The organism is Ruminococcus flavefaciens ND2009 (assembly GCF_000621785.1).
Lineage (GTDB): Bacteria > Bacillota > Clostridia > Oscillospirales > Ruminococcaceae > Ruminococcus > Ruminococcus flavefaciens_C.
In genome coordinates, this window is sequence record NZ_JHXI01000007.1 from 222,011 (window position 1) to 246,711 (window position 24,701).

Here is a 24,701-nt window from a genome sequence, read left to right on the forward strand (position 1 = left end):
GGCTGCCGTTTTTGTATCACTATAAGAGAAGCACCACCGTTTTTCGGTGGTGCTTCTGGTTTAAGCTTATCTTGTAGGGTCAAGAGTTGCTCTCTTTTTCAGAAGGAACTCCTGAATGAAGAGTGCGTCGTTTGAGGTGAGACCCTCAGTAGCCTTGTCAACGTCGCCGTTGAGCTTGCCCTGAGCTGTCAGGTGCTTCTCGTATGAGCCGTTTTCACCGTACTTGTCAGGGTTTGCAAGTGCCTGCATGATAAGGATAGCATCAGCCAGCTCTACCTTGCCATCACCATTCGTATCGCCCCATACTACTACAGGTTTGTCTGTACCGGGATCAGAAGTTCCGGGTACCTTGGAGGATACAGTTATCTCAAAGGAAACGTCAACGCCCTTTATCAGATCGTTTGTATAGTAAGAACCGATCTGCTCTGAAAGCTTTACGGTATACTTGCCTGCACCCAGCTTGGACAGGTCATTTGCATTGTTTGAAACTCCTGTGCTGTCAATGATCGTGCAGTCATTCAGATCAGTCTTTGTGATCTTCTTGGTTTCTGTGCCGGAATTGTTTGAAACATTGTATACAAGTCCGCTGAGGTCAAGGGATTCACCCTCTGTGTAGACTGTCTTTGTGGGATAGCTTGCAACATCCTTGAATATGTAATACTCCTGAGTAGAAATAACGGGAGCTGTGGTCGTAGTTGTTGTTGTAACGGGAGCAGTGGTCGTAGTGGTCGTTGTGGTCGTTGTGGTGGTAGTTGTTGTAGCCTTGGGGGGCTGTGTTGTTACAGAGTGACCGGGTGTTGTGCCAGCGCCGCCGTCAAGGTTGCTCTTTGCGCCTGATGAATAGAACTCACCAAGTGAGATACCGTTCTTGCCCAGTGCTGTCTGGTGATCAAGGCCGATGAACTTGCCGCTGGTAGTCTGCCAGAGTGTCTCCTTGAGGATACCGTAGCGTCCGGGATCCCATGTGAGGAAGTCGTGGCTGAGAAGTCCGCCTGTATCGCCTGAGTTAGGATTGAGGCACCAGTAGGTGTGGTTGATGTGGTTCTTGAGCATATAGTCTGCAAGAAGCTCCATCCACTTCTGGTTTTTGGTTCCGTCAACGAAACCGCCCCACTCACCAATGAGCAGAGGTGCGATATCCTTATCGTTGATGTATGCCCATGTATCATACCAGTAGTCGTCAAGGAGAGTCTGTGTGGTAAAGTTCTTGTCGAACCATGTCTGTGCGTATACTGACGGGCCGTAGTCATGAGGTGAGTAAACGATCTTGGACTGCTTGGCAGGTGTGGACATCTTTATGGGGTAGTCCTTTACGCCGCGGAGGTTTCCGCCCCACCATGCGCCGTACCATCTCTTTTCGTCCTCAGACTTGGGCTCCCATACATCGGGGGTATCGAAGTCATAGCCCTTTTCTGTCATAGGATACTGCTCAATACCCTCGATGAAGATAAGAGCATTGGGGTTTACGTCCAGGATAGCCTCTGCACAGTTTGTTGCAGCGTATGCCCAGTTGTTCTCGTCCTTTGAGCCGTCCCACTTGGCAATAGTGCTGGGGCAGCCGCCGTCCTTGTATGCACGCTTGCCGTGAGGCTCGTTCTTCAGGTCATAGCCGATGAGAGTATCATCGTTCTTGTACTTGTCTGCCAGCCATACCAGAGTATCCTGCCAGTCCTTTGTTGTGATGCCAGCCTTGCCGTACCAGAGCTCATAGTCATGACCTGAGTTGTTCTCGTCGGGGCTGTGGATATCGATAAACACCTTCAGGCCGTACTTCTTGCACTTCTGTACGAGGATATCGAATATCTCCATACTGTTCTTCACAGTCTTTCCGTCAGATTCAACGAAGTCCTTGTTGATGTTTGTGTAGGTACCTGCGGGTGTTACCTTACCGTCCTCACCTACAACGTCCTGGGGAGGAGTGTAGGAAGCCTGTACTGAGCTTACAGCGTGAGGCTTTCCGTCCATCCATGACTTGAGCAGAGTGGTGGAGATAGGCAGACGGAGCACGTTGATACCGTGGTCTGCGATGCTCTGGAGCATATCATCGGCATCTGCTGCATAGAGACCATGTGCACAGTTCTCAGAGCAGTTGAAGCCGAACCAGTTAGCTCCGGTGAGCCATACCTGGTTGCCGTTCATGTCGTAGAGACGGCTTCCCTCTGCGTGGAGCCAGTCGTCATTGTTGTCGTCGGCAGCTGCTACGTTTGCGATAGTGTCGGGGGCAGCTGTAGGTGCATAGTAGGCAGCGCCCGACACCGTCACAGCTGCTGCAGCGGCTACAGCAGCCACTGAGCGTAAAAACTTCTTCATAATAATTTCCCTCTCATTAAAATTTATTTTCTCCGCACAGACCCCTGAAGCCGTGCGGCGATAGGCATTAAGCTATTGGTAATTTGTTATATAAGCCAAGGAGCTTCATCTGTATGGTAAGTGCATCGTTTGCGGTAAGGCCTTCCTCTCCGTCAACGTCTCCGTTGAGAGCCCCCTCCTTGGTGAGGTGCTTGCTGTCGCTGCCTGTCTTTCCGTACTTGTCGGGGTTAGCCAGCGACTGCATTATGAGAATAGCATCTGAAAGCTCGACCTTGCCGTCGAGGTTAGTGTCTCCGTAAAGGCGATTACTGACGCCCTCGATGGAAGTAGTCGATGTGGTCGTCACCGTTGTGGTTGTAGTTGTAGATGTTGATGTGGTCGTCTTGGGGTCATCTGCGGGAACGGTGGAGCCGCTTGAGGTCTTGCCGCCGTCCAGGTTGCTTCCCTCTGAGGAAGCAAAGCTGGCGTAGAAATCGTTCAGCGAGATACCGTCCTTGCCCAGTGCTACCTGATGATCCAGACCGATGAACTTCTTGGTCTTTGAGGTCTTCCAGATAGCGGGATAATAGTAGGTATCATACTTTACCTGATCCCAGTCCACAGTGGTCTTGCCCACTATCTTGCCGTCAGCGCCCTGTGATGTTCCGAACTGGACGCTCTTCCAGAGTCCGCCGGTGTCGCCGGAGTCATCGTTGAGGCACCAGAATGTATGATTGATGTGATTCTTTATCATGTAATCGCGGAGAAGTCCCAGCCACTTTTCGTTGTCGCCTCCGTCAAGACGTCCGCCCCACTCGCCTATGAGCAGAGGATACATATCCTTCTCAACAAGGTAAGCCCAGGTGTCTCTCCAGTAATCGTTAAGGAGAGTCTCCTCTGTGAAGTCCTTGTGGAACCAGGTCTGGTCGCTTACGATAGGACCGTAGTCATGGGGTGAGTAAACTATCTGTGAGGTGCCTGACTTGGGCATAACGGGATACTTTGCAACGCCGCGGAGGTTTCCGCCCCACCATGCGCCGTGACCCTCAAAGCCTTCAACGCCCTCGATGAGAATGAGTGCATTGGGGTTCTTTTCAAGGATAGCGTCTGCACAGTCCTGAGCAGCCTTCTTCCAGTTGTTGGGAGCGTTTGAGTCGTCCCAGATAGCGTCGATGGGAGCTCCGCCGTACTTGCTGTGGGGCTCGTTCTTCAGGTCGAAGCCGATAAGGGTATCGTCGCCCTTATAGTGGTCTGCGCACCATGCAAGAGTCTCTATCCACACATCTGTGGTGACCTCAACGGTCTTGCCGTCATTTGCCTCAAAGCTCTTGCCGTACCAGAGTCCGTAGTTATGTCCCGAATTGTTCGACTCGGGGCTGTGGATGTCGATAAAGCACTTTACGCCGTACTTCTTGCACTTTGCAAGGAGTATGTCGAAAAGCTCCTGACTGTTGACCACGCTGCCGTCTTCCTTGATAAGATCAACGTTGAAGGGGTAGCTGGGGTCATTGTTGGGATTGATGCTCTCTACCTCATCGGGGTCACCGATCATCCAGTTGTAGAGAAGCTCGGTTGAAACGGGAAGCCTGAGCACATTTATGCCATGGTCGGCGATCTCTCTCACCATATCGTCGATGTCTCCGCTCCAGAGATAGTGGGGCGAATTCTCGGTACAGTTGAAGCCGAACCAGTTGGCGCCGGTGAGCCATACCTCATTCCCGTTCATGTCGTAAAGACGGCTGCCCTTTGCGTGGAGCCAGTCGTCACCGTTTGTGTCAACGGCGTTTGCCGCCATCATTGTCTGACCGAAACAGGGTGCTGCTCCCGTAACAGCCAGCGCAGCTGCTGACACAAGTGCAGCCGCAGTGCGTGCTATTTTTTTCATCTTTATATTTCCCCTCTCATAGTACACTTTTCCAATGTACCATTATTAACTATATTGTAGCATTTCAAGGGCGAAATGTCAATAGTTTCTGCGGTTTTCACAAAACCAACACGGAAGCCCTCAGGGCGCAAAAAACCGCACCTGCATGGCGCAGGTGCGGAAGCTTTTGTTTATTACATTGTCTCTATCAGATACTTCTTTGCCGCAGTCAGATCAAAGACGTCCAGCAGCTCGTCGCCGTTGAGATCGGCAGCCTTCCAGCTTCGGAAATTCTCGGGCTTCTGTCCCAGCAGCCATCTCTGGAGCAGCACTATATCCGCCACGTTGAAGTTATTATCGCCGCTGACGTCGCCCTGCTTCCAGGTACGCATCTTCAGAGTTGTGTGCATGAGGACGCCGTCGGTCTCGTTCAGCTCATAGGAGGTGATCTTGCCGCCGTCCACCCTGGTTATCTGTATCTTTTCGGTAACGGGCACGGTGATGATGAGATCGTCGCCTGGCTGCACAGAGCCTGCCACAGTAAATCTCTTTATTCCTGCCTCATCGTCCTTGTAAGTTGAAAGCTCCTCTCTTGTCACAGGTGCTCCGTCCTTGCCGTTCCTCGTGACGAAAAGCCTTCCCTCTGATGAAGCATTGATGTGAAGGCTGTTGTAATATCCGTTGCTGTCGCCGCGGACTCTTATGCACCGGAAGATGTGGTCGCCGCCTGCAAGCTTCATTGCATCGGAGAGTATGCCCTCCTTCTTTGCAACAGATGCCTGCGTCTCCTCATCAGTCTCAGGATAGGGGAAGTCATAGTTCTCCCCGGGAGTCACGGTTATGTTATCGCCGCTGCGCTCCACAACATAGCTCTTCATAGTGCAGTCCACACCGGGCATATCGGGCTGTTTGATAAGCTCCTTCATGTCCACATTGTAGTCAAGAATGAGCAATGTATACTTTCCGCCGTCAGCGGGACAGAACTTGTAGCCCTCACCTGCTATGCTGTCGTCGAAGCTGTCATTGGTAAGCACCCACACAGCGTCCGAAGTCCCGTTGAACTGGACCTGGCTGCCGTCTATGATATAGCTGCCGTCTTCAGGAGAAACTGCTCCCGTACCGCCGATGTGCTCTTCACGGATAAATGCAAAATCCGGGTTAAGCTGAGCGTAATTCAGTGCGGCGCTGAGAAGGTCTGCACGCTTCACAGAATCTGTCTCCTTGCAGCTTATGCTGCACTGACAGTAAAGTCCGTATGTGTATTCGCCCGAGTGCTCCATGCGTCCCAGCATGGGCGAGGTGCTTATATCTACGCTGAATATGTCCTCGGGAAGTCCTAATGACGCCAGCACTCTTGCCTCTTTCCAGGTGAAGTCTGCCTTTTGGGCAAGATAGCGGCCTTCCTTTATGGAAGAAACCTTTGTGGTGAGCTCTTTGCCTGTGAGGTTTATCATATAGCTCTCAGGCTCCAGCATGACGGAGTAACTTACAGAGCCGCTGTCTGCGGAGATAATGTCCTGACTGTAAACCTGATAGAAGTCCTTGTCGGTGAGTCCCTTTTCGGTGAAGACCGCCTCCACCTCCTCGGTGGTCATCGCCTTTATATCGTCGAAGGTAAAGCCGATATCGGGAAGCTCCCCTACGCTGTTCTTTTCGATAAAGAGCTCAACATCACCTGTGGAAATATTGACGCTGTTCTTCCTGTCCTTGAAGTAAAGCTCTGCTGTCTCGGGCTTTCCAAAGGAGTCGCCTCCCACAAACAGCTCAAAGCCGTCCTCAAGAACGAATGTGTATACTCTGGGATAATCGCTGCTTGTGCCTATCCGTTGCCACTTGAAGGCTGCAAAGTCAGACCATGTGAGGGCTTCCTTCTTTTCGGCAAGTGCCCTGACATCATCAAGTGTCATCGGCTCTGTGCCCGAAAGCACAGGCTCCTTCACGGTGGAAGTCACAATGGTAGTGGCAGAGGTCTTTGATGTGGTGGTCGCTGCGGAAGTTGTCACTCTGGTCTGTGTTGTTGCCTCCTTGATAAAGGCTTCAACGTCATCTGTGCGTATGTCAGCTCTCGGGTACACAGGGTCATAGGCAAAGCGGTAAAGCTCCGCACTCTCAATAGCTCCCTCAGGCGCACCCTTTACGTAGAGGAAGTAGCTGTTTTCCATTGGGTAGCGACAGGTAACTTCTTTTTTTGTGGTACCCATTTTGTCATACCAGAACGCTTCAAGATCCGCCCAGGAGAGCTCCATGCCCTTTTTTGCAAGCTCCCTGACATCATCAAGGGTCATTTTTTCAGTTTTGGCAGTCTCGCTTTCCGCGGCTGCAGCAGCAGAGGGCACCTTCACAACGCCCGCGGAATAACCGCATACGGGACTGAGAGCCGCTGCTGTCACTATAGCTAATACTCTTTTTAACATAATTATCTTCCTTTCATTTCTTGGATTAATGGTGTGATGAGTTCTGCAACTATAATATACACTAAAGCGCCCGATTTGTCAATATATCGTTAAAAAGTAACTGTACAAAAATTGTCTCACTTACCCTGGAGCTCCCTTATCTTGTCGCGGAGATATGCTGCGTGTTCAAACTCAAGCAGCTTTGCGGCGTTCTTCATCTCCACCGTCAGCTTGTCTATGAGCTGCTGCTTCTCGGAGGCGGAGAGCTTCTTCTTTTTCGTCTTCTCCTCCACCTTGTTCTTTGAGGTTATTTCCAGAACGTCCCTGACCTCCTTGATGATGGTCTTGGGAACTATACCGTGCTCCTCGTTGAATGCCATCTGGAGAGAACGGCGGCGCTCGGTCTCGGTGATAGCTCTCTCCATTGAGCCCGTAACAGCGTCGGCGTACATTATTACCTGTCCCTTGGCGTTTCGGGCAGCTCTGCCTATGGTCTGGATAAGGGAGGTCTCGCTTCTCAGGAAGCCCTCCTTGTCGGCGTCAAGAATGGCGATAAGGCTCACCTCGGGTATATCAAGTCCCTCACGGAGGAGGTTTATTCCCACCAGCACATCGAAAACGCCCTCACGGAGATCCTTGATTATCTCCATACGCTCGATAGTGTCGATGTCGTGGTGGAGGTAGCGCACCTTTACGCCCAGCTTCTCATAGTATGCGGTGAGGTCCTCAGCCATTTTCTTTGTGAGAGTCGTTACCAGCACTCGCTCATTCCTTGCAGCCCTCTCGTTTATCTCAGAGAGCAGGTCGTCCACCTGTCCGTGAGTGGGCTTTACGATTATCTCGGGGTCAACAAGTCCCGTGGGACGTATCACCTGCTCCACTATGGTGTCGGTCTTTTCACGCTCTATCTGTCCGGGAGTTGCGCTGACGTAGATAGCCTGATGTATATGTGCGTTGAACTCATCAAAGTTCAGCGGACGGTTGTCCATAGCACTTGGCAGACGGAAGCCGTAGTCCACAAGGGTGGTCTTTCTGGCGCGGTCTCCTGCGTACATTGCTCTTACCTGCGGCAGTGTCACATGGCTCTCGTCCACGATGAGCAGGAAGTCCTCGGGGAAGTGGTCAAGGAGAGTCTGGGGCGTGCTTCCCGCAGGTCTGCCTGCAAGGACACGGGAGTAGTTCTCAACGCCGCTGCAATAGCCCACCTCACGGAGCATCTCCATGTCGTAGTGAGTCCTCTGCTCTATACGCTGAGCCTCGATGAGCTTGTTGTTCTGCCGGAAGTAGTCTATGCGCTCCGCAAGCTCGCGGTCAAGCTCCTGAAGGGCGGACTCCAGCTTGTCGTCGCCCACAACATAGTGAGAAGCAGGAAAAATAGCCGCGTGGGACACGACTGCCTTCACCTCACCTGTGACCACGTTTATCTCGGAGATACGGTCTATCTCGTCGCCGAAGTATTCAACGCGGACTGCCGTATCCGATGACATTGCGGGGAATATCTCCACAACGTCGCCGCGGACTCTGAACCTGTTTCGCTCAAAGGCGATATCGTTTCGCTCATAGCGTATCTTGACTAGCTCCTCGATGAGCTGGTCACGGGGCTTTTCGGCGCCCTGACGTATGGAAACACACATGGAGCGGTACTCCTCGGGGCTTCCGAGGGAGTAGATGCAGGAAACGCTGGCAACGATGATAACATCGCGGCGCTCCGCAAGAGCAGTGGTGGCGGAGTGGCGGAGCTTGTCTATCTCGTCGTTTATGGAGGAGTCCTTTTCGATGTAGCTGTCGGTGCTCGGCACGTAGGCTTCAGGCTGATAGTAGTCGTAATATGATACGAAGTATTCCACAGCATTTTCGGGGAAGAATTCGCGGAACTCCGAACATAACTGCGCCGCAAGTATCTTATTGTGAGCGAGTACGAGAGTGGGCTTGTTCACACGGGCTATGACATTAGCCATAGTGAAGGTCTTTCCCGAGCCTGTGACGCCGAGGAGTATCTGCTCCTTTTTGCCCGACTGCAAGCCCCTTACGAGCTTGTCGATAGCCTGCGGCTGATCGCCTGCGGGAGCATAGTTTGAACATAGCTTGAAGTGATCCATAAAGTTCCCCCTTTGGAAGTTGAGAGTTTAGAGTTGAAAGTTGAGAGTGTATGGGACGGTGTCCCACAAAATAGAAAATGTATGGGGCGATGACTGCATCGCCCCGTAAGTTTCAAGTATTCTTTTGTGTTGTAATACCCCTTGCCGCAATCTCATATATCTTACTGCATATCTGAAACTGCGGGCGCGGAACGCCGCCCCTACAAGCTAACGGCTAAGGGCTAAAGGCTGACGGCTTATATCTTCGTAATATCAACTAATTCAACATCGTTGATAGTTCTGCCCGATTCAAGCACCTTTACCAGTGATTTCGCCGTATCTACGGCTGTAAGACTGCATATTGAGCGCTCGATGGACTTTCTTCTCATCTTAACGCTGTCACGCTCGGGAAGTCGTCCCTTTGCGGAGGTGGAGATAACATAGTGTATCTTGCCGCTGTCAAGGAGAGTCTCCACGTTGGGCTCGCCGTCGGATATCTTGCGGACAAGGTTTGCCGCAATCATGTTCCTGTGGAGAACGCTCTGTGTGCCCGATGTGGCGTAGAGCTCAAAGCCCATCTGCTCGAACTTGTCCGCAATGGGAAGTATCTCTCTCTTGTCGCTGTCGCGGACTGAGATGAGAACTCCGCCCTCGCGCTTGAGGTCAAAGCCTGCGGCGATAAGTCCCTTGAGGAGAGCATCCTCAAGATTTCTGCCGATACCGAGACACTCGCCTGTGGACTTCATCTCGGGTCCCAGCATAGTGTCAACGTCGGTGAGCTTCTCAAAGGAGAATACGGGCACCTTTACGGCAACGTAGTCGCCTGCTGGATAGAGACCGCTCTCATAGCCCATGTCCTTTAATTTAGCGCCGAACATTATCTTTGTGGCGATGTCCACCATGGGTATGCCCGTTACCTTGCTGATGTAGGGAACGGTTCTCGATGAACGGGGATTTACCTCGATAACGAATACCTCGTGATTGTAAACAACATACTGTATATTCACAAGTCCGATAACATTGAGCTCCTTGGCGAGAAGCCTTGTGTACTCAACGATTATGCGCTTGATACGGTCTGAAAGGTGCTGTGCGGGATAGATGGAGATAGAGTCGCCGGAGTGAACGCCTGCACGCTCGATATGCTCCATGATACCGGGGATAAGGAAGTCCTCGCCGTCGCAGATAGCGTCTACCTCTACCTCGGTGCCCATCATATACTTGTCTATAAGGACAGGGTTCTCGATGTTGTGGCTCATGATGATGCCCATGTACTCCTTTACGTCAGCGTCGGAGTGGGCGATTATCATGTTCTGACCGCCGAGAACATATGAGGGACGGAGCAGCACGGGATAGCCAAGGTCATTGGCAGCCACAAGAGCCTCCTCTGTGTTCATTACTGTGTGTCCCGCAGGTCTGGGGATACCGCACTTTTCAAGCACCTCGTCGAAGCGCTCTCTGTCCTCTGCGGCGTCTATCATATCCGCGGAGGTTCCCAGTATGCGCACGCCCATATCGGAGAGATAACGTGTAAGCTTGATAGCGGTCTGTCCGCCGAACTGTACCACAACGCCGTAGGGCTGCTCGGTCTCGATGATGGACTGAACGTCCTCCTTGGTGAGGGGGTCGAAGTACAGACGGTCGCCTGTATCAAAGTCGGTGGAGACGGTCTCGGGGTTGTTGTTGCAGATAACAGCTTCGTAGCCCAGCTCCTTCAGCGTCCATACGCAGTGTACGGAGCAGTAGTCGAACTCGATGCCCTGTCCGATACGGATAGGACCGCTTCCGAATACGATGACCTTTTTCTTGCCCTTGTCTGTGCGCTCGATGAACTGCTTTGCCTCGTTCTCCTCGTCGAAAGTGGAGTAGAAGTAGGGAGTCTCAGCCTTGAACTCGCCTGCGCAGGTATCTACCATCTTGTAGACAGCGCTCTTGTGCTTGGGGCACTTCTGTCCCGAGATGCGCTCGATAGTGCTGTCAAGGTAGCCGTACTGCTTTGCGATGTCGTACTTCTCCTCGGTGAGCTCGCCCTCAGCCAGCCATTTCTCCAGCTCCACAAGATTCAGGAGCTTGTAGAGGAACCAGTTGTCTATCATGGTTATCTCGTGTATCTCCTCGGGAGTTATGCCGCGCTTGAGAGCCTCAAATACGCAGAATGAGCGCTCGTCGTCGATGACGTGGAGCTGCTCCCTTATCTCCTCTGTGGACAGCTTTGCCAGCTTTTTCAGGTTCATGGTGTCAAGACCCAGCTCTATTGAGCGGACAGCCTTCATCATAGCCTGCTCGAAGCTTGTGCCGATAGCCATTACCTCGCCTGTAGCCTTCATCTGAGTGCCGAGGGTACGCTTTGCATATACGAATTTATCGAATGCCCACTTGGGGAACTTGATGACAACATAGTCCAGAGCAGGCTCAAAGCAGGCATAGGTCTTGCCTGTTACCTGATTGATAATCTCGTCGAGAGTATAGCCGATAGCTATCTTTGCTGCGGTCTTTGCGATAGGATAGCCCGTAGCCTTGGAAGCCAGTGCGGAAGAACGGGAAACTCTGGGGTTTACCTCGATGACTGCATACTTGAAGCTTGTGGGATGAAGTGCAAACTGGCAGTTGCAGCCGCCCTCTACCTTCAGCTCCTTGATGATGTTGATAGCCGCTGTACGGAGCATCTGGTACTCCCTGTCGCTGAGAGTTACCGCAGGAGCGATAACGATACTGTCGCCTGTGTGGACGCCAACGGGGTCGAAGTTCTCCATAGAGCAGACTGTGATAACATTGCCCTTTGCGTCACGGATGACCTCGAACTCTATTTCCTTCCAGCCGCTTATGCACTTTTCAACAAGTATCTGTGTGATAGGTGAAAGACGAAGTCCGTTTGTAGCTATGTCGCGGAGCTCCTCCTCGTTCTGTGCGATACCGCCGCCTGTTCCGCCGAGAGTGAAAGCAGGGCGGACGATAACGGGATAGTGTATCACCTGAGCGAAGTCCACAGCGTCCTCAACGGTCTCGACAACCTTTGAGGGGATAACGGGCTCGCCGATCTTTTCCATGGTATCCTTGAAAGCCTGTCTGTCCTCAGCCTTGTGGATAGTCTCCGGGTCTGCGCCCAGGAGCTTTACATTGTGGCTCTCCAGGAAGCCCTCCTCTGCCAGCTGCATGGACAGTGTCAGACCTGTCTGACCGCCGAGAGTGGACAGCAGGCTGTCGGGCTTTTCCATTTCTATTATACGCTTTACAACGTCAAGTGTAAGGGGTTCGATGTAGACCTTGTCAGCCATAGCCTTATCGGTCATGATGGTAGCAGGGTTGGAGTTTACCAGGACTACTTCAAGTCCCTCCTGCTTGAGAGCGCGGCACGCCTGTGTGCCTGCATAGTCAAATTCGGCAGCCTGTCCGATAACGATAGGACCAGAGCCGATAACAAGTACCTTTTTTATATCACTTCTGAGTGGCATACTAATTTCCTCCGATTATTTAATTCATAATTCGTAATTCATAATGCATAATTGCGGTGTCCGCTCCGCGGACTATCTAAATACCATATCAGCGAAGCTGATACAATAATTATGAATTATGCATTATGCATTCTGCATTGATTTAACGAAGTCGTCAAACAAATAGGATGTATCCAGCGGACCGCCGTGTGCTTCGGGGTGGAACTGGACCGTTCTTGCGTTGACTGAGGTATAGTGTATGCCCTCGCAGGTCTTGTCGTTTGCATTCACATGGGAAACGTGTCCTATGGAGGGGTCGATGCTGTCCCCTACTACCGCATAGCCGTGATTCTGGCTGGTAACGTAGGTAAGACCGCTCTCAAGGTCGATAACAGGCTGGTTTGCACCTCTGTGGCCGTACTTCAGCTTCTCGGTCTTTCCGCCGTTGGCAAGCGCCATGAGCTGGTGACCGAGGCATATGCCGAATATGGGTATGCCAAGCTTCTGTATCTCCTTGATATTCTCGATTATCTCAACATTTTCGGCAGGGTCTCCGGGGCCGTTGGAGAACATTATGCCGTCGGGAGCAAGCTTCCGTATCTCATCGGCTGTGGTATAGGCAGGTACTACTACCACCTCGCAGCCGCGCTTCAGGAGCTCCTGTCTGATATTGCGCTTGTAGCCGAAATCGAACAGCGCCACACGGAGCTTCTTCTCCTCGGGCTCATAGGTGAGGGTCTCGCTGTTGGTGACAGCCTTTACCGCGTCCTTGACGGAGAAGGCTCTTACTTTTTCAAGGAGCTCGTCCTTCTTTGCGTAGACATCCTCGGTGGTGATAACGCCGTTCATAACGCCAACCTCACGGATAGTACGGGTAAGGCGTCTGGTGTCGATGTTATTGATACCGACGATGTTGTGGTCTTTGAGAAAGTCGTTGATATTTCCCTCGCTGCGGAAGTTTGAGGGGGCATTGCACCACTCCCTTACGATATAGCCCGAAACGTAGGACTTTGCGGACTCATTGTCCTCTGAGTTCACACCGTAGTTTCCGATGAGGGGAAAGGTCTGTGTGACTATCTGTCCGTAGTAGCTGGGGTCGGTGAGAGTTTCCTGATATCCCGTAACTCCCGTGGTGAAAACGACTTCACCGATGACCGTGCCCTTTGCGCCGAAGCTCCTGCCCTCAAACACCTGCCCGTCGGCAAGCATGAGGTAAGCTTTTTCTCCCATGTTGAATAATGACATTGTAAATTCCTCCTTGGTTTTTTATAGAGGTCGTATACTTGGTGTTTATTATCTTTTGCTGAACGCCATTGTACAGCAAAAACGGTAACAATGATTTATTTTTTCGGAACGCCGGGGGCGGCGTTCCCTACATACGCTTTATTCTTATCGTGAACTGCGGGCGGCGGAACGCCGCCACACACTAAGCACTAAAAACTGATCACTTCAGATTGATATACTGACAGATGTCGTCTCTCATGCGGATAACTTCTCTTCTTGCTGCCTTTGCGAAGTCGCGCTCGTCGCAGCCCTCCTTCTTATATGCACACATAACTGCCCGTGAGGAGTTTACGATAGCTCCGAGACCGTTCTCGTCGAAGCCGCCCTTTAAGCCTTCTGCTCCGCCGCCCTGTGCGCCGTAGCCGGGTACAAGGAACATGGTGTGGGGAAGTCTCTTTCTCAGCTCTGTCAGCATCTCGGGGTAGGTAGCTCCCACAACTGCGCCCACTGCGGAGTAGCCGTACTTTCCGCGGGTATCCTCGCCCCACTTCTCGCACATATCGCCCATGCACTCATAGATGGTGCGTCCGTCAGCCAGCTTCATATCCTGAAGCTCGCCCGATGAGGGGTTGGAGGTCTTTACCAGAACGTAGATGCCCTTGTCACGCTCGCGGCAGACTTTAAGGAGGGGCTCGATACCGTCTGTGCCCAGATAGCCGTTGACTGTGAGAGCGTCGGCGCCGAAGGCTTCCAGAGCGTTCTCGCCCACAGATGTAACGCCGAGATGAGCATTGGAGTAAGCCTCCATGGTAGCGCCGATGTCGTTGCGCTTGCCGTCTGTCATAACGAACATACCGTTGAGCTTTGCATAGCGGATAGTCTTTTCGAGAGTCCTTATGCCGTAGTGTCCGTACATCTCATAGTAAGCAGCCTGAGGCTTGATGGCAGGCACAAGGTCGTGTATCTCATCGATGATAGCCTGATTGAAGTCGAAGATAGCCTTTGCAGCTGCCTTCAGTGTCCAGCCGTCGCTGTCAAGATAGCGGCGCTGAATGAACTCGGGAACGTACTCCAGCTTGGGGTCCAGACCTACCACCGTAGGATTTTTCAGTTCGATTATTTTTTCGATAAGTCTGTCAAATGACATTTCATTTCCTCCTTAAATAATATCAGTCGTTTCTTCCGTCGTACCTTATGACGCCCTTTGATATGGTCACAAGGGGCTTTCCTGTGAGCTCCATGCCCTTGAACACTGTGTTATGGGACTTTGAATGGAGCTTTCCGGGGTCTACTGTCCATTTTCTGCCGATGTCGGCAATTACGAGGTCTGCGGTGCTTCCCTCTTTTATCTCGGGCACACTGAGACCCAGTATCCTTCTGGGATTCACGCACATGAGCTCCACTACCCTGTGCAGGTCTATCTCGCCTGTGTGGTAGAGGGCTGTGAGAGTAGCCGCAAGTGAGGTCTCAAGACCCACAACGCCGTTGGGAGCCTTCTCGAAGTCAGCCTTCTCCTCCGCAGCATGGGGAGCGTGGTCGGTGATTATGCAGTCGATAGTGCCGTCCTTGACAGCATCTATGATAGCCCTTACGTCCGCAGGAGTCCTGAGGGGCGGATTCATGCGGTAGTCCGCGTCGCGCTTCTCCAGCAGCTTATCCGTCAGCATGAAGTAATGAGGAGCGGTCTCGCAGGTGACATTCACACCTCTTGACTTTGCAAAGCGTATCATTGCAGCGCTTCCCTCCGTGGAAACATGGCAGATGTGGATATGTGCTCCTACCGACGAGGCAAGTATCATCTCACGGGCGGTGATATAGTCCTCAGAGGCGCGGTCCATGCCCTTTACGCCAAGCTTTTCGGAGGTCTCGCCCTTGTTTATGATACCGCCGTTGATAATGCTCAGGTCCTCGCAGTGTGAAGCCACAAGAAGCCCGTTTTCCTTTGAGAGCTCCAGAGCCTTTCTCATCATCTCCGCATTCTCAACGGGACGTCCGTCATCGGAGATACATATACAGCCTGCTGCCTTGAGGGCTTCGTAGTCGCAGAGACCGTCGCCGCTCATGCCGTTTGTGATGCAGCCCACGGGATAGACCTCAACGCCTGTTCCCTCAGCCTTGTCGATGATATAGCGGATAGTCTCGGGACTGTCGCAGGGGGGCTTGGTATTGGGCATTGCAAGGACTCCCGTAACGCCGCCTGCCAGTGCAGCGGCACAGCCCGTGAGGATATCCTCCTTATGAGTCTGTCCCGGGTCGCGGAAGTGAACGTGCATATCGAACAATGAGGGCATAAGTACAAGTCCCGTACCGTCGATGACCTGTTCTGCGCTTTCGGTGATACCGCTTCCGAGCTTTGCGATAACGCCGTCCCTGATGAGTACGTCTGTTACGGTGTCCAGTGCAGTATCAACTGCGCGGATATTCCTTATAAGGATAGATGACATAAATACCTCGCTTTCGGTAGGTGGAATGGTAATTCAGTAAATGGCAACTCCGTCTGTGCCGTCTATCTCCACAGTGGATACCTTTACGACCTCACTGTGAGAGGTAGGAAGATTTTTGCCCACATAGTCGGGGCGGATAGGAAGCTCCCTGTGTCCGCGGTCCACAAGCACCGCCAGCTGTATGGAACGGGGCCTCCCTCTTTTTATAAGGGCGTCGATGGCTGCGCGGGAGCTTCTTCCTGTGAATATTACGTCATCGACGATGACAACGTTCCTGTCGGTTATGTCGAAGGATATATCCGTTTTGTCGGTCTCTGTGGAGGAGCGGCTGTCGTCACGGTAGGGAGTTATATCCAGAGCACCGAAGGGTACCTCATTCTTCTCCAGCTCAGAGAGCTTTGCGGCTATCCTTCTGCCCAGGGGCACTCCCCTTGAGAATATGCCCACGATACAGAGCTCCTCAGTGCCCTTGTTGCGCTCGATTATCTCATATGAGATACGGGCGATGGCTCTTGCAACAGCCTTATCGTCCATTATGACGCGCTTTGTCTCCATACAGTTCACCTTCCAACAAAAAATGCTCCCCGCGCGGCAGGGAGCATACTTACAGTTATAGCTATAGCTACAGTTATAGTTATAGAGTATCAAATAACGCACCTTGCCGACCTCACGGGATCGGATTAAAGGGGAGTTTCCAAACAACACATCTATTATAACACATAGCCCATCACTTGTCCAGTGATTTCAGCATTATTATTATCAATTGACAAAATATAAATAAGCTGTTATAATATATGGTGATCCCAAGACTTTCTGAAAAGGATGACTTTTATGCAATTCTGGTATCTTTATTTTATCATCATTTTATGTATCCTGCTGCCTGCTGCAAGGGCAAGAAAGCTCCGTCAGGTCAGGAATGCACGCAGGAACCGCTTAAAACGAAACAAAGGAGAACGCATCATGAATGAACTTATTAAAAAATATATCGGCAAGGAAGTCGTAATATACACTTCTTCTGCATCAGGCGTTACAGGCACTGTAACAGCCATTGAGGACAACTGGGTAGAGATAGAGGACAAGAACGGTCAGAAGCAGATCGTCAATGCCGATTATGTCTCACGCATACAGGAATATCCCCGCAATAAAAAGGGCAAGAAAAAGATGGTAATAGCCTGAAATAGGGAGGCAGCTTATGAGAATACGTCACAAACCCTGGGCAAAGCCCGAGCTGGAGGCCTGTCCCTTTTACATACATGAGCCCCAGAAGCAGATAGGTCACTGGAGAGAGCTCTTCGCCGAACCTGACAAGCCCCTCTATGTGGAGCTGGGCTGCGGAAAGGGCGGCTTCATATCACAGGCGGCTCCCGCCCATCCCGAGGCTAACTTCATAGCCATGGACATCAAGAACGAGATGCTGGTGCTGGCAAAGCGCAAGCTGGAGGCTGCCTATGAGGAAAAGGGCGTGGCTCCCGACAATGTGCGCATAGCCATACAGAACATCGAGCGCCTTGAGCTGGCATGGGACGAGAACGACCGCGCAGACCGCATATATATCAACTTCTGCAACCCCTGGCCCAAGAAAAAGCACAAGAAGCGCCGCCTCACCCACACCCGTCAGCTGGTGAACTATAAGAAGTTCCTCCGCGGCGAGCTGTGGTTCAAGACCGATGATGACGAGCTTTTTGAGGAGTCCTTCGAGTACTTCGAGGAGGCAGGCTTCAGGATAAAGTACAAGACATGGGACCTCCACGCAGAGAGTCCCTATGAGAACTTCGTAACCGAGCATGAGAAGATGTTCACCGATGAGGGCAAGAAGATAAAGTTCCTCATCGCAGAGCCAATAACGGAGGAGAAATAATGGAATTCAGCAAGGATTTCGGCGTCCTGCACGTTGAGGGCGGCTCCATGAAGACCGCAGGCAAGGGCACTCTGGACACCGCACAGGACGTTCCCCAGAACATACGCACAAAGATAGACCCGAAAAAGGTGGCTGTCACCGCTGCAAAGGCAGCAGCCCTGACAGGACTGGTGCTGCTCAGACACAAGGCAAAAAAGAAGCGCAGATAATATTTTTGCTTTGCAAAATTATTATCTGTCAGCCTTTAGCTTTCAGCCAATAGGAAGCGGCTTCGCCGCTTTATTATGGGGCGGATAATATCCGCCCCTGCTTTATTGCTTATGGCTAACAGCTGACGGCTGACGGCTAATGGCTCAAATCAGAATTTTGCAGAGCAAAATTCTGATTTAATGCTTTACAACTCTGAAAAAAGGTGCTATAATGTATGTAAGCTGTGTTCAATGGCGAGCACAGTATTTCAAAGGAGGTATTTCCATATGGAAAAAATCAGAATAGGTATCTCAGGATACGGCAATCTCGGCAAGGGCGTTGAGCTGGCTATCCGTCAGAACGACGATATGGAGCTGGCAGGCATCTTCACACGCCGCGACCCTTCCACAGTAAAGCCCCTTACAGAGGGTGTAAAGGTCTACAGCATTGCAGATGCTGAAAAAATGACAAATGACATCGACGTTATGATAATCTGCGGCGGAAGCGCTACCGACCTTCCCAAGCAGACTCCCGAAATGGCTAAGCTGTTCAATGTTATCGACAGCTTCGACACTCACGCAAGGATCCCCGAGCACTTTGCAAACGTTGACAAGGCTGCAAAGGAAAACGGTCACCTTGCATTCATCTCTCTGGGCTGGGATCCCGGTCTCTTCTCACTGAACAGACTCTACGCAGAGTCTATCCTTCCCAACGGCAAGAGCTACACATTCTGGGGCAAGGGCGTAAGCCAGGGTCACTCAGACGCTATCCGCCGCGTTGAGGGCGTAAAGAGAGGCATCCAGTACACAGTTCCCGTTGAGTCCGCTATGGAAGCTGTCCGCAGCGGCAGCCAGCCTGAGCTGACAACTCGTCAGAAGCACCTGAGAGAGTGCTGGGTAGTTCCCGAGGAAGGCGCTGACCTTGCTAAGATCGAGAACGACATCAAGACCATGAAGAACTACTTCGATCAGTACGATACAACTGTAAACTTCATCACCGAGGAGGAGTTCGACGCAAAGCACAACAAGATGCCTCACGGCGGCTTCGTAATGAGAAGCGGTCTCACAGGCGACGGCGAGAAGACTCACCAGATGATCGAGTATTCACTGAAGCTGGAGTCCAACCCCGAGTTCACAGCAAGCGTGCTCATCTGCTTCGCAAGAGCTCTTGCAAGAATGAAGGCTGAGGGCGCAACAGGCTGCAAGACAGCTTTCGACGTTCCCCCTGCATACCTTTCAAGACTCAGCGGCGAGGAGCTCAGAGCCTCCATGCTTTGATCAGAAATTGTACCACAAAAGGGCTGCTTTATGCAGCTCTTTTTTTGTCCCGCGATATACATTCAGCACAAATTGCCGTAACATCTTATGTTTATTTTGTCGGAATTGCGGTAAATTCGTTGACATCTCCCTGCCGAAGTGGTACAATTATAATATAAAGTTATGACATAATAAGGGGGATCTGTATGCAATTAGTAAATGCTATCTGCACAAGCTGCAATAAGACCGTTGAAGTCGACAGCACAAAGGACGCTTGGGTGTGTCCTCATTGCAGTACACCGTTTGTAGTTGACAAAGCAATAAGAAAATACCGCTCTCAGCACAGAGATGTGGCAAAAAAGGTCAAAGCCGTAAAGAAAAACAGCAATGACTTTGAAGTAAACGAGGGTGTCCTCACCGCCTACAAGGGCAGCTCCGAAGAGGTGACTATCCCCGGGAATGTCCATAAAATAGGCGATAACGTCTTTGAGAACAACACCACACTGAAAAAGGTCATCATTCACGACAAGGTGGAGGAGATAGGCGGCTACGCCTTCCGCGGCTGTACGGCTCTGGAGGAGATAAAGTTCCCCGACAGCATAAAGAAGCTGGGCACCTGGGCTTTCCGCGGCTGTACCTCCCTTACGGAGCTGGTGCTCCCTCCTCAGCTGAGACATATAACCGACTGCCTCTTTGCAGACTGCTCGGCGCTCACCTCCGTTGAGATCCCCGACCTTCTCACCGAAATAGGTGCATTTGCCTTCTCTGGCTGCAAGAGCCTGAAGGCTATAGATATACCCAAATATGTAACACAGATAGGCAAGTACGCTTTCTCGGGCTGTGAGCAGATAGAGCGTGTTATCATTCCCGAAGGCGTATCACTTATCGAGGAGTGTACCTTCGCAAACTGCTCCGCTCTCGCCGCTGTGGGGCTTCCCAGGACCATAAAGTCCCTGGGTGCATCATCATTCCAGAACTGCACTGCTCTGCGCAGTATAGAGATACCGGGCGGAGTCCTCAGCGTGGACGGCTTCCGCGGCTGTACAGGTCTCAGAGCTCTGGATATTCCCGCAGGCGTCACCGCCATAGGCGATTTCAGCGGCTGTGTCAACCTTGAGAGCATAAGGCTCCCCGCTTCTCTGAAAAAGGTGAGCGGCGGCTTTACGGACTGCCCCAAGCTCACCACCATATCATGGGCTAACCTTGCCGACAATGCCGTGAACTTCCCTGCTTACTACGAGACCGTAGTCGCCAGCCGAAAGGCAGCAGGAAAGTGCATATACTGCGGCGGAGACTTCAAGCTCCTGTCCAAGGTCTGCAAGGTCTGCGGCAAGAAAAAGGACTATTGATGCTGAATTGAAAGCTTGGTATATCGCGTTAAACACATAAATCTTGTACATAATTTTAAGGGAAGCCCTTTTGAAAAAGTGCTTCCCTTAATTTTTTTATGAGGGCTCTGTTTTGTTTTTATACAGTATATCCCATTGCTCTGAAGCTGTCTATCAGGCCGCCCAGTATCTCCGCATTCGTTGAGGATACGGAGTGGAGGAGCAGTATCTCGCCGCCGTGGGCAGACTCAGTCAGCTTCTGAAGTCCCTCCTGTGGAGAGGGCTGCTGATCGGTCTTCCAGTCCACATAGGCACTGCTCCAGAAAAGGGTCTTGTAACCGCAGTTTTGAGCAGTCTCAAGCGCCTTTTCGGAGTACTCGCCGCAGGGACAGCGGAAGTACTGCATCTGATAGCCGTAGTTGTTCATGACGTAGTTGTGGAGGGACATTATCTCTTCCTTTGCGTTCTCATCAGAGAGGGTAGGCAGACTTGCATGGGTCATGCCGTGATTTCCGAGGATATGCCCCTCGTCTATCATTCTCTGCACCAGTGCGCTCTCCGTTTTTGCATAAGGACCTGTCAGGAAGAATATAGCCTGAACGTCCTTCTCCTTCAGTGTGTCAAGTATCTTTGCGGTATAGCCGTTTTCATAGCCCTGATCAAAGGTGATGATTATCCGCTTTTCATCCTCCGACAGGGCGAAGGCATCAAGGTCGCCGTATCGGCTGTTGAACTGCACTGCGTCAACGGGACGGTTCTTATCGTCCGTTGCCGTTCCCTGACCGTAGCCTATTTTTGTGCTGTCGGCAGCATATACCGCCGAACATGACATCACAGCCGCAGTCAGCAGTGCAGCGTATGGTTTTATCTTCATAAGCATTTACCTCTGATTTTGTTGGTGCGGATCGCTCCGCAAAGCTATTATGAGCATTCACAGCTGCAAAAAACATGGATAATTCTGCATTTTCCGCAAATTTTCGCATAGTATTTACAGAGGTGATATTATGGAAGAAACTGAGGATATGACTGCGGAGGAGGACACTGTGGAGGCACTGACGGCAGAGACAGCACGGAAGAAAAAAGGAAAAGCTGACGATATTATCGCCTTTCAGGCGGTGGTGTGTATTCTGCTTGCGGCAGCGTTTTTCGCGGGGAATATGCTTTACCCCCAGGTGACGGGAGCACTGTTCGGCAGGCTCCGCTCCCTTGCTTCCGACAGCAGGGATATAATGCCCAACCCGATCGACCTGGGAGCTGCTCTCCTTGATAAGCTTTAAGCTCAGGGGCGTCACCCTCAGGGTTGAGTTCTCATTCCTGGTGTTCAACGCCCTTGTGTTCCTTTTCCGCGACAGCACGCTTATACTGGCATTCTATACCACCTGCGCCCTCCATGAATCCGGGCATATACTTGCTCTCGGACTGACAGGGGGAAGGCTCTCGTCGGTAAGCTTCGGTGCCGCAGGTATCCGCATGGAAACTGTCCGCACAGGCGCGGAGCCCGTGATGCGAAGCCTTTTTGTGCTTTTAGCAGGTCCTGCCGTCAATATACTGGTGTTTGCAGCCATGAAGCTTATCGGCTGCGGCGGTATCTTTCCCGTGCTGAACCTGTGTGCGGCGGCGTACAATATGCTGCCCTTCCGCAACCTTGACGGCGGAGCAGTGATAGCCCTGTTCACGGTAGGAACGCCCCACGAGCGCACCGCAGAGCTGGTGCTGAAGGTTATACGGCTGATTATCATCGTTTTTGCAGCATTGGCATTTTTTGAGTTGAGGCTGATATAAATCATAATTTATCGTAATACCTTGCGGCAACTATGAATGGGATTCCAAAGGGACTGTGTTCCTTTGGCAGAGTCCAGAGGCAGCGCCTCTGGCGGGGGTCAAGGGGCAGAGCCCCTTATTACGTCAGGCGCCTCGCAAGGGGTGAATCCAAAAACAGTCCGGTGGACTGTTTTTGGAGAGGGGACGCCTTGTAAGAGAAGGCGTCCCCTGGTTGAGCGGATGATAGTCGCCACTATAATACGAATTTTGTGGGACGTCGAGTGACTCCCTACGGTGTAGGGAGATGTCAGCGAAGCTGACAGAGGGTACGTGCAGCTGTTAGCTGCGCCGTCCCCTACATAATGCTAAATTATGATTTATATTATCAAATAAAAAGCCCCTGAGCGCTTTGCAATGCTCAGGGGCAAATTTTATATGTGTATCCGCTTTGTCAGCCGTCTATACTCAGGTACATGAAGCCTTTCAGCTCCTTGTCATCGTATTCAAAGCTGATGATGTGCTCCTCGTCAAGAGTGTGGTCAAGGTAAGTCACGGTCTGGTTCCCGATGTCAATGGTGGGAACTCCCAGAGCGTCCTTTATCTCGTCGGCTGTGAGCTCACCGTAAATATCGCTTATACCCTCTTTTATAAGGAAGTCTGCAATATCGTCCAGACGGGCAGCGTATATGTCAGCCATGCGCTGGGCAAGCTCCTCAAAGCCCTCCATTATCTCATCGCAGGTGACGATGACATTGCCGAGATCCTGGGTGTAAAGCTCTGTGCTCTCATCGTATTCAAACATGATAGTCACTCCTTTGGTGCGGAGTCACGGCAGGTCCGTCAGCACCGCGCGGACGGGAGAGCCGTCCAGCTCCGCCATCTTTAGCGGCAGCGCCGACAGGAAGTATTCTCCTGCCGCTGCTCCCGAAAGGTCGAGATTTTCTATGATGTACACCTCTGCGCCCAGAAGTGTACGGTGTATCTGTACTATGGTGCCCTCAGCACCTACCGTCATGCCCTCAACTCCCAGAGCAAGGAGACCTGCTCTCACCATTTCCTCCGCGCTTTCGGGAGTTACGGTGATGTCCCCTTTTATGAGCAGCCTTTCGGTTCCGCCCGCTGTCATTCTGCGGACGTCCTCGGCGGTGAGCTCGCCCCTGTGCTCACATACTCTGCATCTGCCAATACAGTGTGAGAGGTCAACATGGGCTGCGTCCTTTCCCCCGGGGAGAAAGTGTCGGGGAGCGTCGGCGTGGGTGCCCGTATGTCCCGTTATCTTCATGACCGTCACCTGATAAAGGTCGGGCTCGGGCTTGTCGAAGCTTGTATGCGCCCATGTTTCGGGAACGGGGTCACCCGGAAAGGTTGGCGTTGAGAACATCTCACGGGAGATGTCGTATATCATAAGCCTGCGTTGGCAGCTATGCGGTAGATAGTAGCAACGTCCTGAGAGGTCAGGTGTACGAAGCCGCCTGTCTTGCCGTCGCCCAAGCCGAACTTTTCAACGAGGACGGGTATATCCTCCTCCCTGGCGCCCAGCTGCTCGAAGTTGATGGGCATACCTATGCTGTGGAGGAAGCTGCGGAAGCAGGCTATTCCCTCCAGAGCGGTCTCGTCGGGGAACTCAAAGTTCATCTGACAGCCCCAGATGCGGACAGCCATCTGTGCAAAGCGCATAACGTCGTGCTTGTAGACGAATTCCATCCATGCGGGCATGATAACTGCCAGACCTGCACCGTGAGCGCAGTCATAGAGAGCGGAGAGCTCGTGCTCGATGCCGTGGCTGTTCCAGTCCTGGCTCCTTCCGACGCCGACGATGTCATTGTGAGCAACGGTTCCTGCCCACATGATGTTGGCTCTTGCCTCGTAGTTGTCGGGCTGTGCGATAACACGGGGAGTCTCCTTTATCATTGTAAGGAGAACAGCCTCGCAGAGACGGTCTGTTATCTCAACTTCGCGGGTATTGGTGAAGTATCTCTCGAAAACGTGAGCCATGATGTCGGTAGCTCCGCAGGCTGTCTGGTATGCGGGCAGCGAGCAGGTCAGCTCGGGGTTGAGGATAGAAAAGCGGGGACGAAGCAGGTCTGAGCCCACATCGCGCTTGAGGCTGCCCTCCTCCTTGGTGACTACGGAAGCTCCCGAGCCTTCGCTTCCTGCGGCTGCGATAGTGAGTACGGTTCCGATGGGGAGAGCCTTCTCAACTACCTTGCCTGTGCCGTAGAAGTCCCAGAAATCGCCGTTATATGGAACTCCCAGAGCGATAGCCTTTGAGGAGTCGATACATGAGCCGCCGCCCACCGAGAGAATGAAGTCAACGCCCTCGCTGCGGCAGAGCTCTATGCCCTTGTAAATGAGAGTGTCGCGGGGATTGGGCTGAACGCCGCCCAGCTCCGTGTAGGCGATGCCGCTCTCGTCAAGAGAAGCCTTTACGCGGTCAAGAAGTCCTGACTTTACTGCCGAGCCCGAGCCGTAGTGTATCAGCACCTTGGTTCCGCCGTACTTCTTTACCATTTCGCCTGCTTTTGATTCTGTATCCCTGCCGAAGATGAACTCGGTAGGGCTGTAAAACTGAAAATTATCCATAATAAT

General features: G+C 52.0%; 20 protein-coding genes. 7 read left to right on the forward strand and 13 right to left on the reverse strand.

Features of this window, described 5'->3' with window-relative positions; genetic code table 11:
* Window positions 1-66: 66 nt before the first annotated feature.
* The 9 genes from T488_RS0101105 to pyrR form a co-directional block, all read right to left on the reverse strand.
* On the reverse strand, window positions 67-2,310 hold the full coding sequence (locus tag T488_RS0101105) for a cellulase family glycosylhydrolase (RefSeq protein ID WP_028519198.1): 2,244 nt from the start codon (window positions 2,308-2,310) through the stop codon (window positions 67-69).
* A gap of 67 nt (window positions 2,311-2,377) precedes the next feature.
* On the reverse strand, window positions 2,378-4,174 hold the full coding sequence (locus tag T488_RS0101110; protein ID WP_028519199.1) for a cellulase family glycosylhydrolase: 1,797 nt from the start codon (window positions 4,172-4,174) through the stop codon (window positions 2,378-2,380).
* A gap of 173 nt (window positions 4,175-4,347) precedes the next feature.
* A complete protein-coding gene (locus tag T488_RS0101115) occupies window positions 4,348-6,567 on the reverse strand; it encodes a dockerin type I repeat-containing protein (RefSeq protein ID WP_028519200.1) in 2,220 nt (739 codons plus the stop codon).
* A 116-nt stretch (window positions 6,568-6,683) separates the two neighbouring features.
* Window positions 6,684-8,645 (reverse strand): excinuclease ABC subunit UvrB, encoded by a 1,962-nt coding sequence (gene uvrB, locus T488_RS0101120; RefSeq protein ID WP_028519201.1) that lies wholly within the window; start codon window positions 8,643-8,645, stop codon window positions 6,684-6,686.
* Between the two features lie 236 nt (window positions 8,646-8,881).
* Window positions 8,882-12,073: a carbamoyl-phosphate synthase large subunit gene (gene carB, locus T488_RS0101125; protein ID WP_028519202.1), complete on the reverse strand. Its 3,192-nt coding sequence runs from the start codon at window positions 12,071-12,073 to the stop codon at window positions 8,882-8,884.
* 123 nt (window positions 12,074-12,196) lie between these two features.
* Window positions 12,197-13,297, reverse strand: a complete 1,101-nt coding sequence (locus tag T488_RS0101130) for a carbamoyl phosphate synthase small subunit (protein WP_028519203.1) — start codon at window positions 13,295-13,297, stop codon at window positions 12,197-12,199.
* A gap of 199 nt (window positions 13,298-13,496) precedes the next feature.
* Window positions 13,497-14,423, reverse strand: coding sequence for an orotidine-5'-phosphate decarboxylase (gene pyrF / locus T488_RS0101135; RefSeq protein WP_028519204.1), 927 nt, complete (start codon window positions 14,421-14,423; stop codon window positions 13,497-13,499).
* Window positions 14,424-14,445: 22 nt separating this feature from the next.
* The gene (locus T488_RS0101140; RefSeq protein WP_028519205.1) at window positions 14,446-15,720 is read right to left on the reverse strand and encodes a dihydroorotase; all 1,275 of its coding nucleotides are present in this window, start codon (window positions 15,718-15,720) and stop codon (window positions 14,446-14,448) included.
* Between the two features lie 33 nt (window positions 15,721-15,753).
* Window positions 15,754-16,275, reverse strand: coding sequence for a bifunctional pyr operon transcriptional regulator/uracil phosphoribosyltransferase PyrR (pyrR, locus tag T488_RS0101145; RefSeq protein WP_028519206.1), 522 nt, complete (start codon window positions 16,273-16,275; stop codon window positions 15,754-15,756).
* Window positions 16,276-16,680: 405 nt separating this feature from the next.
* On the opposite strand from pyrR, the gene T488_RS19485 reads away from it, so the two are divergent.
* The 5 genes from T488_RS19485 to T488_RS0101170 all read left to right on the forward strand — a co-directional run bounded on the left by T488_RS19485 (window position 16,681) and on the right by T488_RS0101170 (window position 20,372).
* Entirely contained in the window at window positions 16,681-16,896 is a 216-nt protein-coding gene (locus T488_RS19485) for a DUF6897 domain-containing protein (RefSeq protein WP_155267135.1), read from the forward strand.
* A 16-nt stretch (window positions 16,897-16,912) separates the two neighbouring features.
* The gene (gene trmB / locus T488_RS0101155) at window positions 16,913-17,578 is read left to right on the forward strand and encodes a tRNA (guanosine(46)-N7)-methyltransferase TrmB (RefSeq protein WP_028519207.1); all 666 of its coding nucleotides are present in this window, start codon (window positions 16,913-16,915) and stop codon (window positions 17,576-17,578) included.
* Complete coding sequence (locus T488_RS0101160; RefSeq protein WP_028519208.1) at window positions 17,578-17,787, forward strand: hypothetical protein; 210 nt, start codon at window positions 17,578-17,580, stop codon at window positions 17,785-17,787. Before trmB ends, T488_RS0101160 begins: the two co-directional genes overlap by 1 nt.
* Window positions 17,788-18,054: 267 nt before the next feature.
* Window positions 18,055-19,044, forward strand: coding sequence for a diaminopimelate dehydrogenase (locus T488_RS0101165; RefSeq protein ID WP_028519209.1), 990 nt, complete (start codon window positions 18,055-18,057; stop codon window positions 19,042-19,044).
* A gap of 185 nt (window positions 19,045-19,229) precedes the next feature.
* Window positions 19,230-20,372, forward strand: a complete 1,143-nt coding sequence (locus tag T488_RS0101170) for a leucine-rich repeat domain-containing protein (RefSeq protein ID WP_028519210.1) — start codon at window positions 19,230-19,232, stop codon at window positions 20,370-20,372.
* A 118-nt stretch (window positions 20,373-20,490) separates the two neighbouring features.
* Here T488_RS0101170 and T488_RS0101175 read toward each other — a convergent pair whose 3' ends face one another.
* Window positions 20,491-21,225, reverse strand: a complete 735-nt coding sequence (locus tag T488_RS0101175; protein WP_028519211.1) for a polysaccharide deacetylase family protein — start codon at window positions 21,223-21,225, stop codon at window positions 20,491-20,493.
* A 130-nt stretch (window positions 21,226-21,355) separates the two neighbouring features.
* Between T488_RS0101175 and T488_RS0101180 the strand changes: the two genes are divergently transcribed.
* A complete protein-coding gene (locus T488_RS0101180; protein ID WP_028519212.1) occupies window positions 21,356-21,628 on the forward strand; it encodes a hypothetical protein in 273 nt (90 codons plus the stop codon).
* On the forward strand, window positions 21,615-22,133 hold the full coding sequence (locus T488_RS0101185; RefSeq protein ID WP_028519213.1) for a hypothetical protein: 519 nt from the start codon (window positions 21,615-21,617) through the stop codon (window positions 22,131-22,133). Before T488_RS0101180 ends, T488_RS0101185 begins: the two co-directional genes overlap by 14 nt.
* 430 nt (window positions 22,134-22,563) lie before the next feature.
* On the opposite strand, the gene T488_RS0101190 is transcribed toward T488_RS0101185, so the two are convergent.
* The 3 genes from T488_RS0101190 to T488_RS0101200 are packed head-to-tail and all read right to left on the reverse strand — an operon-like array spanning window position 22,564 to window position 24,695.
* Entirely contained in the window at window positions 22,564-22,914 is a 351-nt protein-coding gene (locus T488_RS0101190) for a hypothetical protein (RefSeq protein ID WP_028519214.1), read from the reverse strand.
* 24 nt (window positions 22,915-22,938) lie between these two features.
* Window positions 22,939-23,517, reverse strand: coding sequence for a cyclase family protein (locus T488_RS0101195; protein WP_028519215.1), 579 nt, complete (start codon window positions 23,515-23,517; stop codon window positions 22,939-22,941).
* A complete protein-coding gene (locus tag T488_RS0101200; protein ID WP_028519216.1) occupies window positions 23,514-24,695 on the reverse strand; it encodes an iron-containing alcohol dehydrogenase in 1,182 nt (393 codons plus the stop codon). The genes T488_RS0101195 and T488_RS0101200 overlap by 4 nt, the downstream gene beginning before the upstream one ends.
* Window positions 24,696-24,701: the final 6 nt, after the last annotated feature.

Coding starts and splice junctions, on each gene's coding strand:
- T488_RS0101140 (WP_028519205.1), bottom strand. CDS start 15,720: ATGTCATCTATCCTTATAAGGAATATCCGCGCAGTTGATACTGCACTG.
- pyrR (WP_028519206.1), bottom strand. CDS start 16,275: ATGGAGACAAAGCGCGTCATAATGGACGATAAGGCTGTTGCAAGAGCC.
- T488_RS0101130 (WP_028519203.1), bottom strand. CDS start 13,297: ATGTCATTATTCAACATGGGAGAAAAAGCTTACCTCATGCTTGCCGAC.
- T488_RS0101170 (WP_028519210.1), top strand. CDS start 19,230: ATGCAATTAGTAAATGCTATCTGCACAAGCTGCAATAAGACCGTTGAA.
- T488_RS0101165 (WP_028519209.1), top strand. CDS start 18,055: ATGGAAAAAATCAGAATAGGTATCTCAGGATACGGCAATCTCGGCAAG.
- trmB (WP_028519207.1), top strand. CDS start 16,913: ATGAGAATACGTCACAAACCCTGGGCAAAGCCCGAGCTGGAGGCCTGT.
- T488_RS0101110 (WP_028519199.1), bottom strand. CDS start 4,174: ATGAAAAAAATAGCACGCACTGCGGCTGCACTTGTGTCAGCAGCTGCG.
- T488_RS0101115 (WP_028519200.1), bottom strand. CDS start 6,567: ATGTTAAAAAGAGTATTAGCTATAGTGACAGCAGCGGCTCTCAGTCCC.
- T488_RS0101180 (WP_028519212.1), top strand. CDS start 21,356: ATGGAAGAAACTGAGGATATGACTGCGGAGGAGGACACTGTGGAGGCA.
- T488_RS0101105 (WP_028519198.1), bottom strand. CDS start 2,310: ATGAAGAAGTTTTTACGCTCAGTGGCTGCTGTAGCCGCTGCAGCAGCT.
- T488_RS19485 (WP_155267135.1), top strand. CDS start 16,681: ATGAATGAACTTATTAAAAAATATATCGGCAAGGAAGTCGTAATATAC.
- T488_RS0101200 (WP_028519216.1), bottom strand. CDS start 24,695: ATGGATAATTTTCAGTTTTACAGCCCTACCGAGTTCATCTTCGGCAGG.
- uvrB (WP_028519201.1), bottom strand. CDS start 8,645: ATGGATCACTTCAAGCTATGTTCAAACTATGCTCCCGCAGGCGATCAG.
- carB (WP_028519202.1), bottom strand. CDS start 12,073: ATGCCACTCAGAAGTGATATAAAAAAGGTACTTGTTATCGGCTCTGGT.
- pyrF (WP_028519204.1), bottom strand. CDS start 14,423: ATGTCATTTGACAGACTTATCGAAAAAATAATCGAACTGAAAAATCCT.
- T488_RS0101160 (WP_028519208.1), top strand. CDS start 17,578: ATGGAATTCAGCAAGGATTTCGGCGTCCTGCACGTTGAGGGCGGCTCC.
- T488_RS0101190 (WP_028519214.1), bottom strand. CDS start 22,914: ATGTTTGAATACGATGAGAGCACAGAGCTTTACACCCAGGATCTCGGC.
- T488_RS0101195 (WP_028519215.1), bottom strand. CDS start 23,517: ATGATATACGACATCTCCCGTGAGATGTTCTCAACGCCAACCTTTCCG.
- T488_RS0101175 (WP_028519211.1), bottom strand. CDS start 21,225: ATGAAGATAAAACCATACGCTGCACTGCTGACTGCGGCTGTGATGTCA.